Here is a 14,373-nt window from a genome sequence, read left to right on the forward strand (position 1 = left end):
CCTGCCCATGGGGATGGCGGGCCGGCTCGACGCGCTTGAACGGGCCGTCGAGGGGACGCTCGCGGAGGGGTCGTTCGCGTTCGACGCCGAGGCGGCGGTCCTGCGCATCGAGGGGTCCCTCGTCCTCACCACCGGCTGGTTCCTCGGCGTCGGTGCGGGCGGCGTGGTGCTGCTGCTCGCCGGCGCCGTCCTGTCCCTCACCGGCCTGCAGGACGAGGCCCGGTGGGCGCTCGCACCCGGCGCCGCGCTGCTCACCGCCGTCGGCTGCTTCCTGCTGCTGTGGCGGTTCGGGCCGCTCGCCCGGCCGTGGTCGTCGCTGGAGCTGCGGTTCGAGGAGCGGGCCATCGTCCACCGGCGGACCCGGATCCCGTTCGGCGACCTGCGCCCCGAGCACCTGGTGTGGAAGACCGGGCCGGTCTTCCGGCGGCTGTACGTCCGGCATCCGTCGCTCCGCAAGCAGCTCGCCGGGTTCTCCGGCGGCGAGAAGCGGCAGGCCGAGGAGTTCCGGCGGCGGCTCTGGGAGCTGATCGCCGCACCCGGCCTGCCCGGCGTCCTCGCCCGCGGCGGCGGCCTCACCCCGGTGCAGCGCTGGATCATCGGGGCGGGCGCCCCCTACGGCGCCGTCCACGGCTTCCGGGTGGACCGGCTCGGCACCGCCTCCGGCGAGTCCGCCGCGGCCGCCGACCGCCGCGCCGCCCACGACCTCCTGCGGGACGCGTGGGGCGCCTACGACCTCGAACAGCTCCTCGCCGCCGTCAACTGGCTCGTCCAGGACGGGCACCGCGCCGACGTCCCCCGCGACGCCCGCCTCGCCGCCCGGCCCCGCGCCGCGCGGGAGGAGTACGGGACGCTGCTGCGCGAGGTCGACGGCCTCATCGCCGGCGACCGGCTCGAACCGCCGTTCGTGGAGCGGCTCATCGAGCTGGTCCGGGTCCGGTACGGGGACGAGGGCGGCTCGTACGCGCGGCTCGTCCCGGCGCTGCTGCGGGACGAACCGGGCGCCGACGCGAGCGAGGAGGGCGCCGAGCTCGCGCTGTTCCTCCACCAGCTCTTCAACGACCGCGACCACGCGGCGGAGGAGCTGCACCGGCTGCGGGTCCTCGCCGACCCGGCGCTGCGCGCCAACGTCGGACGCCTCCTCATCTGGGACTACGGGCGGGCGCTGATGCTCTACCGGTGGGGCCGCATGGCGGGGTGGCTGACCGAGGAGTACTGCTGGGAGCGGATGCTCCCGCTGGCGATCGACATCCAGCGGCGGTACACGTCCTGGCGGGACATGGCCACCTGCTACCTGCAGGGGCGGCTGCTGTGGTCGGGCGGCGGCGGGACGGCGCAGGCCGAGCACGAGCGGCTCGTCGAGGAACTCGCCGGCGACCCGCGCAGCCCGTGGAACCTCGTCCCGTGGGACCTGGACCTGACCCGCGACTGGACCTGACCCGCGACTGGCCCGCGACTGGCCCGCGACTGGCACTGAGCGCCGGTCAGCCGATGACGCCGCCCTGGTAGGCGTCCCCGGGCGCCGGAGCGCTGCCCACGGGCTCGTCGCCGGGCCCGGCGGCCCGCCAGCTGCGGGCCGGGGCGTCGGTCGCGCCGTCCGGGTAGACGGTCCCGCCGAGCCAGCGGACGAGCGAGTCGGCGAACGCGCGGGCGACCCGCATCGCCTCCGGGATGTCGGCGACCGCGCGGACGTCGATCCACCACACCGGCACCCCGACCCGGTCGGCGAACTCGGCGCCGAGCAGCCGCCGGATCTCGCTCTGCGCCGACACCTGCACCGGGTCCTCGATGGAGACGAGCAGGCGCCCCTCGGCGTCGTACAGCAGGGTCGGCTCGGGCTCTCCGCCGCGCAGCTCCAGCGGCTCCCCCATGGCGATCATCCCGTCGGCCACGGCGTGCACATCCGGGGTCCGGCGCACCAGCGCCACGAGGTCACTGCTCATCGGCCACCTACCTCCCCTCTCCACCGCAACTTTATGAGAGATCCGCACGCGCTGCCCACGGGAAGGCCCGCCTCCCTCGACATACCTAACCATTCGCCGAGATACCAACACGTCCCGACCACCACGCCGATCCGGCCGACGTCCCGCCCCGGCCAACACGCCGCCCCGACCAACACGCCGACACGGTCAACACGCCGACACGGTCGGCGCCGCCCAGCGTCCCGGCTCGGTCAGTGTGCCGGGCGGGCCGCCGTCGCTCAGCGAGGGACCGTGGCGTTCAGCGGCCGGTGCCGGCGCTGAGGGCCCGCGCGAACACCTCGTGGACGACGCGGGTCACCGCGGCCCTCGCCGCGGCGGAGACCTTGGACAGGTCGACCGAGCTGCCGGTGGCCAGGTGGCGGTCGTAGGGGACGAACACCACCGGCAGGCCCCACGCGGTGAGCATCTGGTGCGCCCGGTGCAGGTCGGCGCCGACCTGGGGGGCGTGCGAGACCATCGCGATGACCGTCCGGCGGAGCAGGTCCTGCTGGTCGTTGCCCGCGTACCATTCGAGCGCCCCGCGCGCGCTGAGCGCACCGTCCACCGTGCCCGGCGTGACGAGGACGAGGCCGTGCGACGACGCGACGACGCCCCGGTTCAGCTCCGTGAGGATCCCGGCGCCGCAGTCGACGACCGTCGCGCCGACGTAGCGGGCCACCACGTTCAGCGCGCTCTGGAACATCTCCAGCGTGAACTCGCCCGCGATGCGCCCGCCCCGCGTCGACGACAGCACGAACAGGCCCTCGGGCGTCCGCGCCAGGAACCGCGCCGCCTCCTCGAACGTGCGCGGGTTCTGGCCCGCGAGGTCGAACAGCGACAGCTGCGTCCGGACGCCGAGGCGCAGCGGGAGCGACCCCAGCTCGGCGTCGGCGTCGGCGGCCAGCACGCGGTCCTGCCGGTACCGGGCCAGCTCGGTCGCGACGAGCGCCGCCATCGTCGTCTTGCCGGCGCCGCCGCGCACGCTGGCGACCGCGATCTGGCGGCTGCCGGGGACCGGGGTCCGCATCAGCTCCAGGAACGCGCCCATCTCCCGGGCCTCGCGGGACCCGCCGCCGACGGCCTTGCGGACGGACCGCCCCATCCGGCGGGCGAGCGGGTCACCGTGCTGGTTCCTGCGGACCAGCTCCTCGGCCGCCGGAACCGCCGCTCCCCCCTGCGCCTGCGGCGGCTGCGGCTGCGCGTGCGGCTCGGTGGACGCCGGCGCGGACGGCCCCGCGGCGGCATGCTCGGGTGCGGGATGCGCCGGAGCGTCCGCGTTGTCCACCCCGATGAGCGGATTGACCGCCGCCGCCCAGTCGTAGTCGAAGTGCGTCTGCGGGGCCGGGTCCGGCTGGGGCTGCTCGGGCGGCGCCTCCACCGGGGCCGGGGGCTCGACGTCCTCACGGGAGGGCGAAGACGCGGCGTCGCGTTGGGACGGGACCTCGACTCCCGGCGGAAACACAGGAGGCGGAGGGGGCGGAGGCTCGGCGTCGCCCTGGGAGGGCACCTCGACCCCCGGCGGAAACACAGGAGGCGGAGGAGGCGGAGGAGGCGGAGGCTCGGCATCGCCCTGGGAAGGCGCCTCAGCCCGCGGCGGAGCCACCGGCGGCGGAGGCGGCTCGGCGTCGCCCTGCGACGGCGCCTCGGCCTGCGGCGTGAACGCGGGCGGTGGAGGGGGCGGGGGCGGGGGCTCGACGGGCGCGGGCGGCGGCTGAGGGGCCGCCTGGACCTGCTCCGGCATGACGCCGGGGGTCACGGAAGGCTGCGGCTCCGGAACGGGCAGCGGCGGCGCGTCGGCACCCCACGCGGGCTGCGCCTGAGACGCCGCCGGATCGAGCACCCGCAGCCCCCGCCGCGAAACGCCGAGATCGCGCAGGACGCCCTGCTGCCAAGTGGAGTCCGGCACCCGCCCTCCTTTCGTCGCACGACAGCCTACGAGGTCCCGACCGCACCGCGTCCCCCCGCCGCTCGGCGGACCCGCCTCACCCGCCCGTCGGCATGGGCGGCATCGACGGCATCGTCTGCTTCAGGCACTCGCCCTGGTCCTTGATGACCTGCTCCTGGCTCTTGCCGTTCGTGTTCGTCGGCTTCATACCGGGGTTGTCCACGCTCGCCGCGGGCATCTCGTACCCCTTCTTGACCATGCAGTCCCGAAGCTTGGCCTGCAACTCCCGCTGCGCCGGCGTCAGCTTCCCACCGCCGTTCGAGGTCTGCCCGCCGTTTCCAGGCGTCGCCCCGGTCTCACCCCCCGCCGGGGTCGCCGGCGCAGTGGCACCGGTCGACGCGGCCGTGGGCCCCGCATCGTCCTTGGAGTCGCCGCACGCGCTGACACTCAACGCCACCGCGAGAGCGGCAACCGGAATGAACAGAGCCTTCTTCATGACCACTCTTCCTGTCGTTCGACTGCACACCCGAAGGACGGCCGCCCGGCAGCGGATGACCGCCAGAACCCATTTCGACAGCCGCGCACTCACCGGCCAACTTGATTCGTGGCCGCGTACGCCAACATGCCGCCATCGCGATGGAGCAACGCGGCAGCCCCGCTCTTCGTCTCGGAGTAGGCCGCCCCAACGCCGTCCATCACGCCATGCGCCCGCGCCGCCCGCAGGCTCCGGCGGCACATGGCCCGCGGCCCCGTTGCTCTCGGCAACGAGCCGAGTCGTCCGTAACACAACGCACCCTCACCGCACGAACACGAACACGATGCAAGCAACCCAAGAAATTGCCGCAGCATCCGGCCAACGAGCGCACATCATGTCATGGACCGCAGACCCACCGATGCGGTTTCCGACATTTCACCAAACCAACTTTGACGCACCGCGTCATGACCACTCGACGATCAACGTCACTCCGGCCCATCCACCCACGTCACGTCCGGTAACACCCCGAAAATGCGCACCGTCGTCCGCAGAGCCGGCCCTTACCGAGGGGGCCGCACAGGCGGAGCGCCGTCCGGCGGAGACTGACCGGGCGGTACGGGCGGCGGATGCGGTTGGTAATGCGGCCCCGCTTCCCGGAGCGGTCCGGGTACTTGATGCGGCCCGAAACCCACCGGGGCCCCAGGCCCGACGCCAGGCCCCAGGGGAGGCGGCGGTCCACCCCGCTTCCGCCGAGAGAAGAAGAACGCGAAGACGCACACCGCCGCAGACATGGCGAGAATCGCACCCCACACGACGAACAGGGGCAAGGACGAATCATCGTCCTTCTCCGGTGCAGCCGGCTCGGCCGCTCCGGGGCTTTGCGTCGTCATCCACTCATCGAACTCATCGAACACCGGATTCACCGTGCCCTTCGGCGCCTTACCGGCAAGCGGCCGATACGGACGGATGATCCCGTACCCGGTCCGGTCGTCCTTCCCCTTCTTGTAGATGTCCATGGCCGAGGCGGTGAGCTGCCGGACGACCTCACGGTTCTTCATACCGGGATGCTTGGCCCGGATGATCGCCACCGCCGCCGACGTCACAGCGGCCGCGGCATCCGAGCCACGTGCCCTGTAGAGCTTCCCGTCTCTGAGAACAACCCGCATCTCAACGCCAGGAGCTGCGACTTTCACATAAGCCTGGCGCTGCGTCTTCTCCCATGGCTCGAAGTGCGCGTTCACCGCACCTACGGAAAGAACGCCCTTGCAACTGGCGGGCGTCATCAACGTATTGGCGCCGTCACCGTAGTTGCCCGCCGACGCAACGACCACCGCGTCCTTGCCCACGGCGTAGGCGATCGCCTCCTGCATCAAGGCCGAGCACCGACCGGGAAACCCTTGAGAGATGTTGATCACCTGGGCCCCGCGATCCGCTGCGAACCGGATCGCTGTGACGTAGGCGTCGTGGCCCTGGGCCACGATCGGGAGGATCTTCGCGTCCGGCGCCACCCCTACGAGTCCCGTGCCGCGCCCTTGTGCGGCGATCAGTGACGCCATCGCCGTACCGTGGCCAGGAGACTCCTGGGAGGGGTCCACGTCCTCTCGCCCGTCGCCGCTCCTGTTCCCAGCGTCCATGCCGGGGAGCACGACACCCTGCAGGTCCGGCAGATCGGCTTGCACGCCGGTATCGATCAATGCGACCGTGACGCCCTTGCCCGTGGACAGCGACCAAAGGTGGGGCTGCACGCCCCACGATGTGAACCACCACTCGTCCAGGCCCGGTCGGGGCGCGGCCGCAGCCGAGCCGGGCGAGGCCACAGCCATAAGGACGAGCACGGCCAAGGCCGAACCGACGACCCTCCGAGTCCGCCGCAGCATCCGTGCTCCCCACCGGTCAAGCCCTGCCGGTCCAGCCGTGCCGATCCCTGTACGTTCCGCGCTACCTGGGCGGCTGCCCGGGAGGACCGCCCGCCGGCGGCCGCTGGCCGGGCGGCGCGGGCGGGTGCGGCTGGAACTGAGGCTGCCCGCCCGGCGGATACTGGGCTCCCGGCAGCGGTCCGGGCGGCTGCTGCTGTCCGAACCCCGGCGGCGCGCCATAACCGGCACCAGGCCCCATCGGAGGCTGCGGCGGCCCACCCCGCTTGCGGCGAGAGAGGAAGAACAAGAAGATGCACATCGCCAAGCCCACGACGATGACCGTCCCCCACACTAGGAAGACGGTCGTGGAGCTGTCGTCCTTCGAGGCTGCCGGAGCCGCTGACTTCGCTCCTTCAGGATGATGTGTCTTCATCCAGCGATCGAATTCCTCGAACACCGGGTTCGCGGTCCCCTTCGGCGCCTTCCCCGCGAGCGGCCGGTAGGGACGGATCATCCCGTAGCCGGTCCGATCATCCTTTCCCTTCTCATAGAGGTCCGCCGCGGATGCGATGAGCTCTCCCACCAACTCCCGGTTCTTCATATCCGGATGCTTGGCTCGAATGATCGCCACAGCTCCGGAAACCAGTGCCGTCGCGGCACTCGTGCCATCACCCCGGTAGACCTTTCCATCCTTGAGGATGACTCGCGTGTTGACCCCGGGGGCAGCCACGGTGACATACGGCTGCCTCTGTGTTTTCTCCCAAGGATTACCCTTCAGGTCGACGGCGCCGACTGACACAACACCCTTGCAGTTGGCCGGGGAATTGCTGGCATTTCCGCCATTTCCGTCGTTTCCCGCTCCAGCGACGACTACGGCGTCCTTGCTCAACGCGTAGGCGATCGATTCCTGCAGGTCTTCCGGGCACCGACCGGCGACCGCCTGAGAAAGGTTAATCACCTGCGCCCCGTGATCCACCGCGAACCGGATGCCCTTGGTGTAGGCGGGCGTGCTTTGCGCAACCACGGGAAGGATCTTCACGTCCGGAGCAATACCTACCATCCCGGTATTGCCTCCCTGGCCGGCGATCAGCGACGCCATCGCCGTGCCATGCCCGGGTGGATCGTTGAACGTGTCAAGGTCTTCGCGGCCGTCACCGCCTCCGCTTTCGGCGTTCGTTCCGGGAAGTACGACGCCTTGCAACTCGGGAAGATCCGCTTGAACGCCGGTATCGAGCAAGGCGACCGTGACGCCCTTACCCGTGGACAGCGGCCAAAGGTAGTCCTGCACGCCCCAGGCCTTGAACCACCATTCGTCCGGCCGTGGCTTGGGAGCCGCCGCTGCGGAGCCTTGCCCGACAACAGCACCGATGATGAGCACGGCCAACGTCGAGCTGACCAGTCTCCGAGCCCGTTGCAGCATCAGCACTCCTCGCCTACGGGAACCGGTTTACAAAAGTATCGGCAGACCAGGCGGCGCCTGGTCTGCCGATACCATCACGTCTGCCATCCGACGTCTCTACGTCAGCCGATCACCGGTGGTGCGGTGTCGTCGTTGCCGCCCCAGACGTCCTCGTCCTCGGTCAGCCACGTGCTGCGCTCGTGCTCGTTGCCGTCGCCGCCGCCTCCGCGGGCGCCGGCGCCCATCGGCATTCCCATACCGGTCATGCCGCCCTTGGCGCCGAGAGCGTTCTTGCCGAACGCACCCGGACCGGCGCCGAACGCACCCGGGCCGGCACCGAGGCCGGGACCTCCCGGGCCCATACCGGGACCACCGGGAACACCGCCGCCGCCGAGACCGGGGGGGCCGCCGGGAACACCGCCGCCGCCGAGACTGGGGCCGCCGCCGGGGCCGCCGGGCGGCAGGCTGGCCAGGTCGGTGCCGGGCCCGCCGAAGTCGCCCGGACCGCCCGGCAAGTCGGGACCGCCGGGACCGCCGGGGATGCCGCCCGGTCCGTTCGGGCCGCCCGGCAGGTTGCCAGGACCACCGGGGCCACCGGGAAGATCACCGGGTCCGCCGGGGCCACCGGGGAGGTCGCCGGGACCGCCGGGGAGGTCGCCCGGACCGCCCGGTCCGCCCGGCATGTCACCGGGGCCACCGGGGCCACCGGGCATCTTGGGAGACTTGGGGCCGCCTCCAGGTCCCGGGGGGTCACCGATGGGGTCGGTCCCCAGGACGTTGGGGTTGGCCAGGTCTTGGCGGATGGAAGGCGGGAAGTTGTTGTTGGACTGCTCGGTGCCATCGTTGATGTTGTCCATCACGTTTCTGGCCCCGACGTTGTTGCCGATAAGGGTGGCGATGGCCCCCGGCGCAGTCGCCGGATTGAGCGATAGGGCTCGATTGCCCCAGTTGAACACGTCCTTGACCCAGCCGTCCATGTGGCTGCCGCTACCGTACGCGTTCTTCCAACCATGCTGAGACTTGGCATGAGCCGACATGGCCTTGCCTGTCTTGTCGGAGATACTCTCGATCTCCTGGACCTGGCGGTACGTCTTGTTCATAGCCTCCATGGCCTTCTTGGCGTCGTCCCCGCCCCACGCCTCGGCCATGCGCGTGCCCTGGTTGTAAATCAGCTTTGCGGAGCTGTTCATCCGCTTCGCGAGGGCCGCGTAAGCACTCGCACCGGTCTCCAACTGACCGGGCTGCATGCCGTCGACGATCTCGCGGACCTTATCGAAATTGTCGCGCCAGACAGCCAGCATGTTCCAGCCGCCGACGTCCTCGCCCGTCTTCTGGAGCTGGTCGAACCTGATCTTCTTTTCTTGACCCACAGCTGCTCACCCCTGTCGGCTCGTGTGCCGCATCAGACGTAGGTATTCGGAGACCCGGCCGCCTCCACACCGCGCTTCGATGCGTCGTCGGCCTTGCGGTGGGTCTTGTCCGAGTTCCGAATGGCCTCGATCACCTTCTTGTACGACGTGATGAACTCGTCGTATGTGGTACCGATCGAGTCCCGGGCCGTCCGGATGGTGGTGTGCAGACCACGGCCGGCCGTGTAGTCGCCCATCGCACCCTCGGCGGGCGTGGCGTCCGTGATCCTTTCGCTGTAGCGCATGTTCTCCAGCTCGTGAAGATCCTTCTCGAGCTTCTTGACGATGTCGTCGAGAGCATCGTGGTCGATCTTGATCTCTTTGCCGCCGGCAGCGGGCAGATGCGGGTGACCCATATGCGCTTACCTCCTGTCAGTCTTGTGGCTCTTCGACTGTCCGGGACACAGGACGGCATATGTTCCCCCGTCGGACCCGGTGCGGCGAAGCTGGCCCTGGCCGCGTGCACGGCCAGGGCCATCTCATCCAGAGTTCGGATGAGCCGTCGTCGGCCGTCCGATCAGCCCCAGATGCCGGAGTTGCTCCGCTCGGCCTGCTGGTAGTTGTCGTGGGCGTCGCGGATGGCGAGGCCCAGCTGCGCGACGACGTTCTGCATGTCCTTGGCGGCGCCGTCCCACTGCTTCTGAAAGACCCAGTAGGCCTCCTGGGCGGAGCCCTCCCACTGGTTGAGCTTCGTCCGGAGCTTGCCCTCCAGGTCGTTCAGCTCGTCCATCAGCGCCCGCGCGGCCTGGCTGAACTGCGCCTCACCCTCGCTGAGGCCACCGAAATTGGCTCTCGTGTAGCTCATGATTCTCCTTCTCCAGCCGTTGACACCTAAAGCGAATTCGGTCAGGTCGTGCCGTTGAGCAGGGACTGAACCTTGTTCACGGCCTGCTCCGACATCTCTTCCTTCGACTCGTAGGTGATCTTCGTCTGGACGAGGCTCTGGTGCATGCCCTCCAGCGCGCGAAGGACCTTGCCGAAGTCCTCGTTGAACCGGTTGAACACCGACTCGAAGGCCATGGAGGCGTTACCCTCCCAGGCCGAGCGGACCTGCTGCTTGTGCCCTTCGAGCTGCGTCTGCAGCCCCTTGATGATGTTCGCGGATGCGTCGATGTCGTCCGCGGCCTGCTTCATTGCCGCTCTGTCGACGGCAGACTGCTGCCCCATCAGTCACCTCCAGTGACTCGTATCGTCGTGACCCGCGAGGGTGGTCCGGAACAGAGGCGCCGGGCCAACACCAACTGCCCCCGTTTCGGCAGCGCTTTCAACCCTGTGGCCCTTGAAGGCGGGGGGTCGCACCGCAGAGTGCCTCCTACCATAGGATCTTCCTCGCCGGGTGTCCATCCGTTCATGCGCAGGGTTAGACGCAATAACGTCCATTGCGGTTCGGTTGAATCTGAAACCATCCGCTGATCAGTTCCCTGCCTGCGTATTCGCGGTCTGGGTGGCCGATACGGCGGCCGGATCGAGCACCGGACCCTGCACGATGAGGTCCAGCACACCCGCCGGAACATTGGACGCGTCGCCGGGCAGGGAGTAGCCCAGCTTCTCCGCCGTCTCCTTGTCCTTGATGGGGAATCGCTTGCCCTCGGCGACGAGGTAATAGGTGTTGACCTGGTCGGCCTGGCCGGGGCTCGGCACCCGTCCGGCGAGCGCCGCGCTGCCGGGCGGGAAGACGAGCTGGTCGGCGCCGTTCGCGTTCGCCGTCTCCGGCGGCGCGGGCAGCGAGCCGTTGAGGGTGAGGGTCGCGTCCTCGTTGCCGCTCGGGTCGCTGTAGAGCGCGCACAGCGGGCTCGTCCCGGTGAAGGGGACGATCTCGGGCGCCTTGCCCTCCAGTTTCTGGTCCCGGATCTGCTGCGCGGACCGTCCGATGGCGTTGACCTGCCCCGCGTTGATGTCGATCGGACGGACGCCGCCCGCGCCGTAGGCCTTGCGGGTCTCCGGGTCGGCGACCAGCAGGTCCCGCTGGATCGGCGTGATCGGCGCGAGCCCGTCCGCGAGCAGGACGAACGAGGAGGACGCGCCGGACGCGGTGCTCAGGTTGAAGATCTGCCCGACCCGCGCCTTGCCGGCCGGCCCGGTCGCGTCCTGCCCGAGGCCGGGGATGCGGGGTGCGGCGAAGTCCGGGCCCTGCGTGACGGAGTTCAGCCACTTCCCGGCGATCTGCACGGGGGTGGCGCCGAGCGTGGCCAGCGCGTACGGCGGCATCCGCATCCGCGTGTTGCGCCACAGCAGCCAGTTCTGCCCGTCCGCCTGCACGGCCAGCGCCTGGCCGTCCTTCAGCGGGGTGCCGCCGACCTTGCGCCCGGCGGTGAGCGTGACGAGCGACCGGCGGCCCAGCGAGGTGCCCTCGACCGTCCGGACGCAGACCGCCCACGGGGCCTGGGTCAGGTCGTCCGGCTTCGGCAGGGTGTTCGGCGCGCCCGGGATGCCGATGGCGGGGCCGCGCTGGAACTCCTTGAGGGACGCCCCGGAGACCGTCCGGCGGCTCTTGTCGTCGGCGCCCGCGACCAGCCGCGCGGACACGTAGTTGCTGACCGGGCACAGCTTGCCGTTCTCGCACCACACGTAGCGGGCGCCGGTCTCCTTCTCCACGATCAGCATCCCGGCCTTCTCCAGGCCGGTGGCGCCGCCCGGCCGGATGATGCCGTAGATGCCGAACGCCGCCATGCACAGGATGCCGATCATGATGCCGCTGAACGCGGCGATGTTCATCCGGCGCATCGGCAGTTCGGGGTGGTCCGGCTCACCGGAGATGAGCGCCAGCGACGCGCGCTGGCTCATCAGGCGGTGGGCCTGCAGCAGGTCCTTGCGAGTCTGCACGGGGGGCTCCTAACCGGCGAGCCCGCGCATGTACGCGAACAGACCGCACTCTCCGAGGGCCAGCGGGATGAGCGCGATCAGCAGGAACATCTCCAGGATGTCCCCGGCGCGGCTCCAGAACGGCGACGGCCGGTGCCCGGGCAGCCAGAGCCCGACGCCGGTGAAGGTCCCCGCGACGAGCACGAGCGGGATGATCGCGCCGGCGACCAGGCCCGCCGCCGAGGCGTCCCACGCCTGCCCGACCACCACCGCGGCGATGCCGAGCACGCCCGGCACCAGCAGGTTCAGCCGCTGCGCCCGGCTGCGGAACAGCCGCGAGCGCAGCAGCACCAGCACCGAGATGACCGACGCGGTGGTCGGGCCGAGCCAGCCGTCGTCGAACGCGGACGGGACGAGCCCGATGAACGCGATCACGCCTAGCCCGGCGGTGAACCCGGTGATGAACCGGTTGGCGCGGCCGGTGCGGGTCAGCACCTGCCGGCCGTCCACCATGATCGTGTCGCGGCGCAGGTCCTCGGCGCTCTGCGGCACCGGTGGAAGTGTCACCTTGGAGAAACGGAAGGCCAGCGTCGGGGTGAGGGGGGTGAGCATCATCGCGACCACCACCGTGACCGCCGCGATGCCTCCCGCGGACAGGTCCTCGAACGCCAGCGCGACGGCGGAGCCGACCGCGCCGAGCAGCCCGCCGACGACCATCCCCCAGAAGACGGACGCGCCGCCGGTGATGCCGACGACCGCGATCACCGCGGCCAGCACCAGGGTGCCGAACCCGGCGAGCGCGTTCAGCGCGTCCAGGCCGGAGAACGCGGTGTCGCGGGCGGGCGCGAGCAGGCCGGCGAGGAACGCGTGCGGCAGCGCGGCGAAGCCGAGCACCGTCCCCGCCCGCTCGTCGCCCGCGGCGCGCGATACCGAGACGGCGGCGGCGAGGTACAGCAGGCAGATGACGCCGGCCGCGGCGGCGGGGACGATCCAGGACGGACCGGCCAGCAGCACCACGAGGGCGGCCACCACCGAGGCGCCGCCGCCGACCGACAGCGAGAACTGCCGCGTCCACTCGGGCCGCCAGCGGTCGCGCCGGTCGTTGATGGCCGTCGCGACCACGTCCGCGACGTCGTCGAAGGCGAGTTCCGGCAGCTGCGACATGCCGGGCCGCAGGTAGAGGACCTCACCGTCGCGGAGCCCCGCCTGCGACGGCGTCGTCCCGCCGTCGAACGGGGCCTCGTCCAGCCGCTGCAGGACCCATCCGCCGTGGGCGAGACCCGCATCGGCCATCTGCGCGCCGGAGTAGTGGAGGATCGCCGGAAAGAACTGGGCGAAGGGCACGTGAGCGGGGAGCGAGATATCGATGCGGCGCTTCGGGGCCACCACAGTGACCCTGCACAGCTCCGCCCCGGTGACTGAAGCCACTGTTCTTCCTCACCTGTAAGCATGGCTCCTGGGGAGCGTCCGGACACCGGCGAAACCATGACCGCGACAAATCTGAAATCGCGCGCCTACGGGGTCGTTCCACCGTCGAAGGACGGTACCAGGGTCGGCCGTCACCGAGCAGAGCCCGCCGCCGGAAGCACCCCGTCCCACGAGCCGGGTCCGCCGGCGCCCGCCGCACGCCGCAGCCCCTGCCATCTCGGGGAGCCCGAACGCCGGCGGTCACGGGGAGGCGGCGGCGGGATCCTGCTTCCGCGCGGCTCGTCTCCGGTAGACGCCGTACCCGCTCCCCGAGGCGAAGAAGAAGAGGACAAGGGGCGAGGCGACGAGCCCGAACGTCAGGGTCACGGCATGCGTCGCGGAGGCTCGCACTTCGACGGTATCGCCCACGTCGTCTTCTCCGGCGCCGGTGATCCGGCCGTGGCCCCTGCCGCCGCCGGGCAGCGTCCATTCTCCCCAGCAGACGCGATTCCTGCTCGTGCTGGAGTGGCCGCAGCCTTCCACGGTCGCCGTCGCCGATGTGCCCGTCGCGTACCACCACAGGGGACGCGACAAGTAGAAGAAACCCATCGGCAGCGCCGCACAGAGAACGCCGATCAGAAGCCATTTCCGCAGACCGCTCCCCGACCACCACGACTTCCATCTCGACAAGGCCCTGTCCGCGGCCGGTCGTGTGCGCCCTTCGACGCCGAGGGGATCACTCTCCACGGCGCGGATCCACCGGGGCAGCAGGCAGCGCGGAGGATGGATGGCGTAGATGACACCGAGGACCACGCAGACCAGGACGAGCACTAAGCCCGTCACCATCAGCGGCAGCGGGGCCGCGTCGAACAGGGCGTCCAGCCCCACCAGCGCGGCCATCAGCAGAAACCCGCCCGCGAACCACGGTGCCGCCAGCGGCTTGTAGTTCGCCTGCCAGCCGCCGGAATACCAGGATCGCCACCGCCCGGTGAAGGCCAGCACGCCCCCGACGAAGATCCCGACCAAGGCGAGCAGCGCGACGACGGCCAAGGCGACGCGCGATCCGGTGAAGTCCAAGGAGTCCTCCCTCGCCAGGTCACCCGCCACCGCGATGGCACCAGTCAGGACGAGGATCGGCGCGGTCACCGGCCCATGTCCCGGACGCCGAGTTCGCGGCGCAGT

At 70.6% G+C, this 14,373-nt stretch carries 13 protein-coding genes; 1 reads left to right on the plus strand and 12 read right to left on the minus strand.

Going from position 1 to position 14,373, the window contains the following annotated elements:
* Positions 1 to 7: 7 nt before the first annotated feature.
* Positions 8 to 1,435, plus strand: coding sequence for a DUF1266 domain-containing protein (locus ABFX46_RS22605; protein WP_346044916.1), 1,428 nt, complete (start codon positions 8 to 10; stop codon positions 1,433 to 1,435).
* Between the two features lie 46 nt (positions 1,436 to 1,481).
* Here ABFX46_RS22605 and ABFX46_RS22610 read toward each other — a convergent pair whose 3' ends face one another.
* From ABFX46_RS22610 to ABFX46_RS22665, 12 genes are all read right to left on the minus strand, one after another.
* Positions 1,482 to 1,940 (minus strand): hypothetical protein, encoded by a 459-nt coding sequence (locus ABFX46_RS22610; RefSeq protein WP_346044918.1) that lies wholly within the window; start codon positions 1,938 to 1,940, stop codon positions 1,482 to 1,484.
* A 277-nt stretch (positions 1,941 to 2,217) separates the two neighbouring features.
* On the minus strand, positions 2,218 to 3,336 hold the full coding sequence (locus ABFX46_RS22615) for a CpaE/TadZ family protein (protein ID WP_346044920.1): 1,119 nt from the start codon (positions 3,334 to 3,336) through the stop codon (positions 2,218 to 2,220).
* A 604-nt stretch (positions 3,337 to 3,940) separates the two neighbouring features.
* Positions 3,941 to 4,339: a hypothetical protein gene (locus ABFX46_RS22620; protein WP_346044922.1), complete on the minus strand. Its 399-nt coding sequence runs from the start codon at positions 4,337 to 4,339 to the stop codon at positions 3,941 to 3,943.
* Between the two features lie 539 nt (positions 4,340 to 4,878).
* A complete protein-coding gene (locus tag ABFX46_RS22625) occupies positions 4,879 to 6,153 on the minus strand; it encodes a S8 family serine peptidase (RefSeq protein ID WP_346045087.1) in 1,275 nt (424 codons plus the stop codon).
* Between the two features lie 103 nt (positions 6,154 to 6,256).
* On the minus strand, positions 6,257 to 7,594 hold the full coding sequence (locus tag ABFX46_RS22630) for a S8 family serine peptidase (RefSeq protein WP_346044924.1): 1,338 nt from the start codon (positions 7,592 to 7,594) through the stop codon (positions 6,257 to 6,259).
* Between the two features lie 101 nt (positions 7,595 to 7,695).
* The gene (locus ABFX46_RS22635) at positions 7,696 to 8,943 is read right to left on the minus strand and encodes a WXG100 family type VII secretion target (RefSeq protein ID WP_346044926.1); all 1,248 of its coding nucleotides are present in this window, start codon (positions 8,941 to 8,943) and stop codon (positions 7,696 to 7,698) included.
* A gap of 32 nt (positions 8,944 to 8,975) precedes the next feature.
* Positions 8,976 to 9,338 carry a hypothetical protein gene (locus ABFX46_RS22640; protein ID WP_346044927.1) on the minus strand — a complete coding sequence of 121 codons (363 nt, stop codon included), beginning with the start codon at positions 9,336 to 9,338 and terminating at the stop codon, positions 8,976 to 8,978.
* Between the two features lie 161 nt (positions 9,339 to 9,499).
* Positions 9,500 to 9,787 (minus strand): WXG100 family type VII secretion target, encoded by a 288-nt coding sequence (locus ABFX46_RS22645; RefSeq protein ID WP_067793350.1) that lies wholly within the window; start codon positions 9,785 to 9,787, stop codon positions 9,500 to 9,502.
* Between the two features lie 41 nt (positions 9,788 to 9,828).
* Positions 9,829 to 10,149: a WXG100 family type VII secretion target gene (locus ABFX46_RS22650; RefSeq protein WP_346044929.1), complete on the minus strand. Its 321-nt coding sequence runs from the start codon at positions 10,147 to 10,149 to the stop codon at positions 9,829 to 9,831.
* 246 nt (positions 10,150 to 10,395) lie between these two features.
* Positions 10,396 to 11,805, minus strand: coding sequence for a type VII secretion protein EccB (eccB, locus tag ABFX46_RS22655; RefSeq protein WP_346044931.1), 1,410 nt, complete (start codon positions 11,803 to 11,805; stop codon positions 10,396 to 10,398).
* Between the two features lie 9 nt (positions 11,806 to 11,814).
* Positions 11,815 to 13,212 (minus strand): type VII secretion integral membrane protein EccD, encoded by a 1,398-nt coding sequence (eccD, locus tag ABFX46_RS22660; RefSeq protein ID WP_346044933.1) that lies wholly within the window; start codon positions 13,210 to 13,212, stop codon positions 11,815 to 11,817.
* Between the two features lie 240 nt (positions 13,213 to 13,452).
* Entirely contained in the window at positions 13,453 to 14,337 is an 885-nt protein-coding gene (locus ABFX46_RS22665) for a hypothetical protein (protein ID WP_346044935.1), read from the minus strand.
* Between the last annotated feature and the right edge of the window lie 36 nt (positions 14,338 to 14,373).

Source organism: Actinomadura chokoriensis (assembly GCF_039529475.1).
Classification (GTDB): Bacteria; Actinomycetota; Actinomycetes; order Streptosporangiales; family Streptosporangiaceae; genus Spirillospora; species Spirillospora bangladeshensis.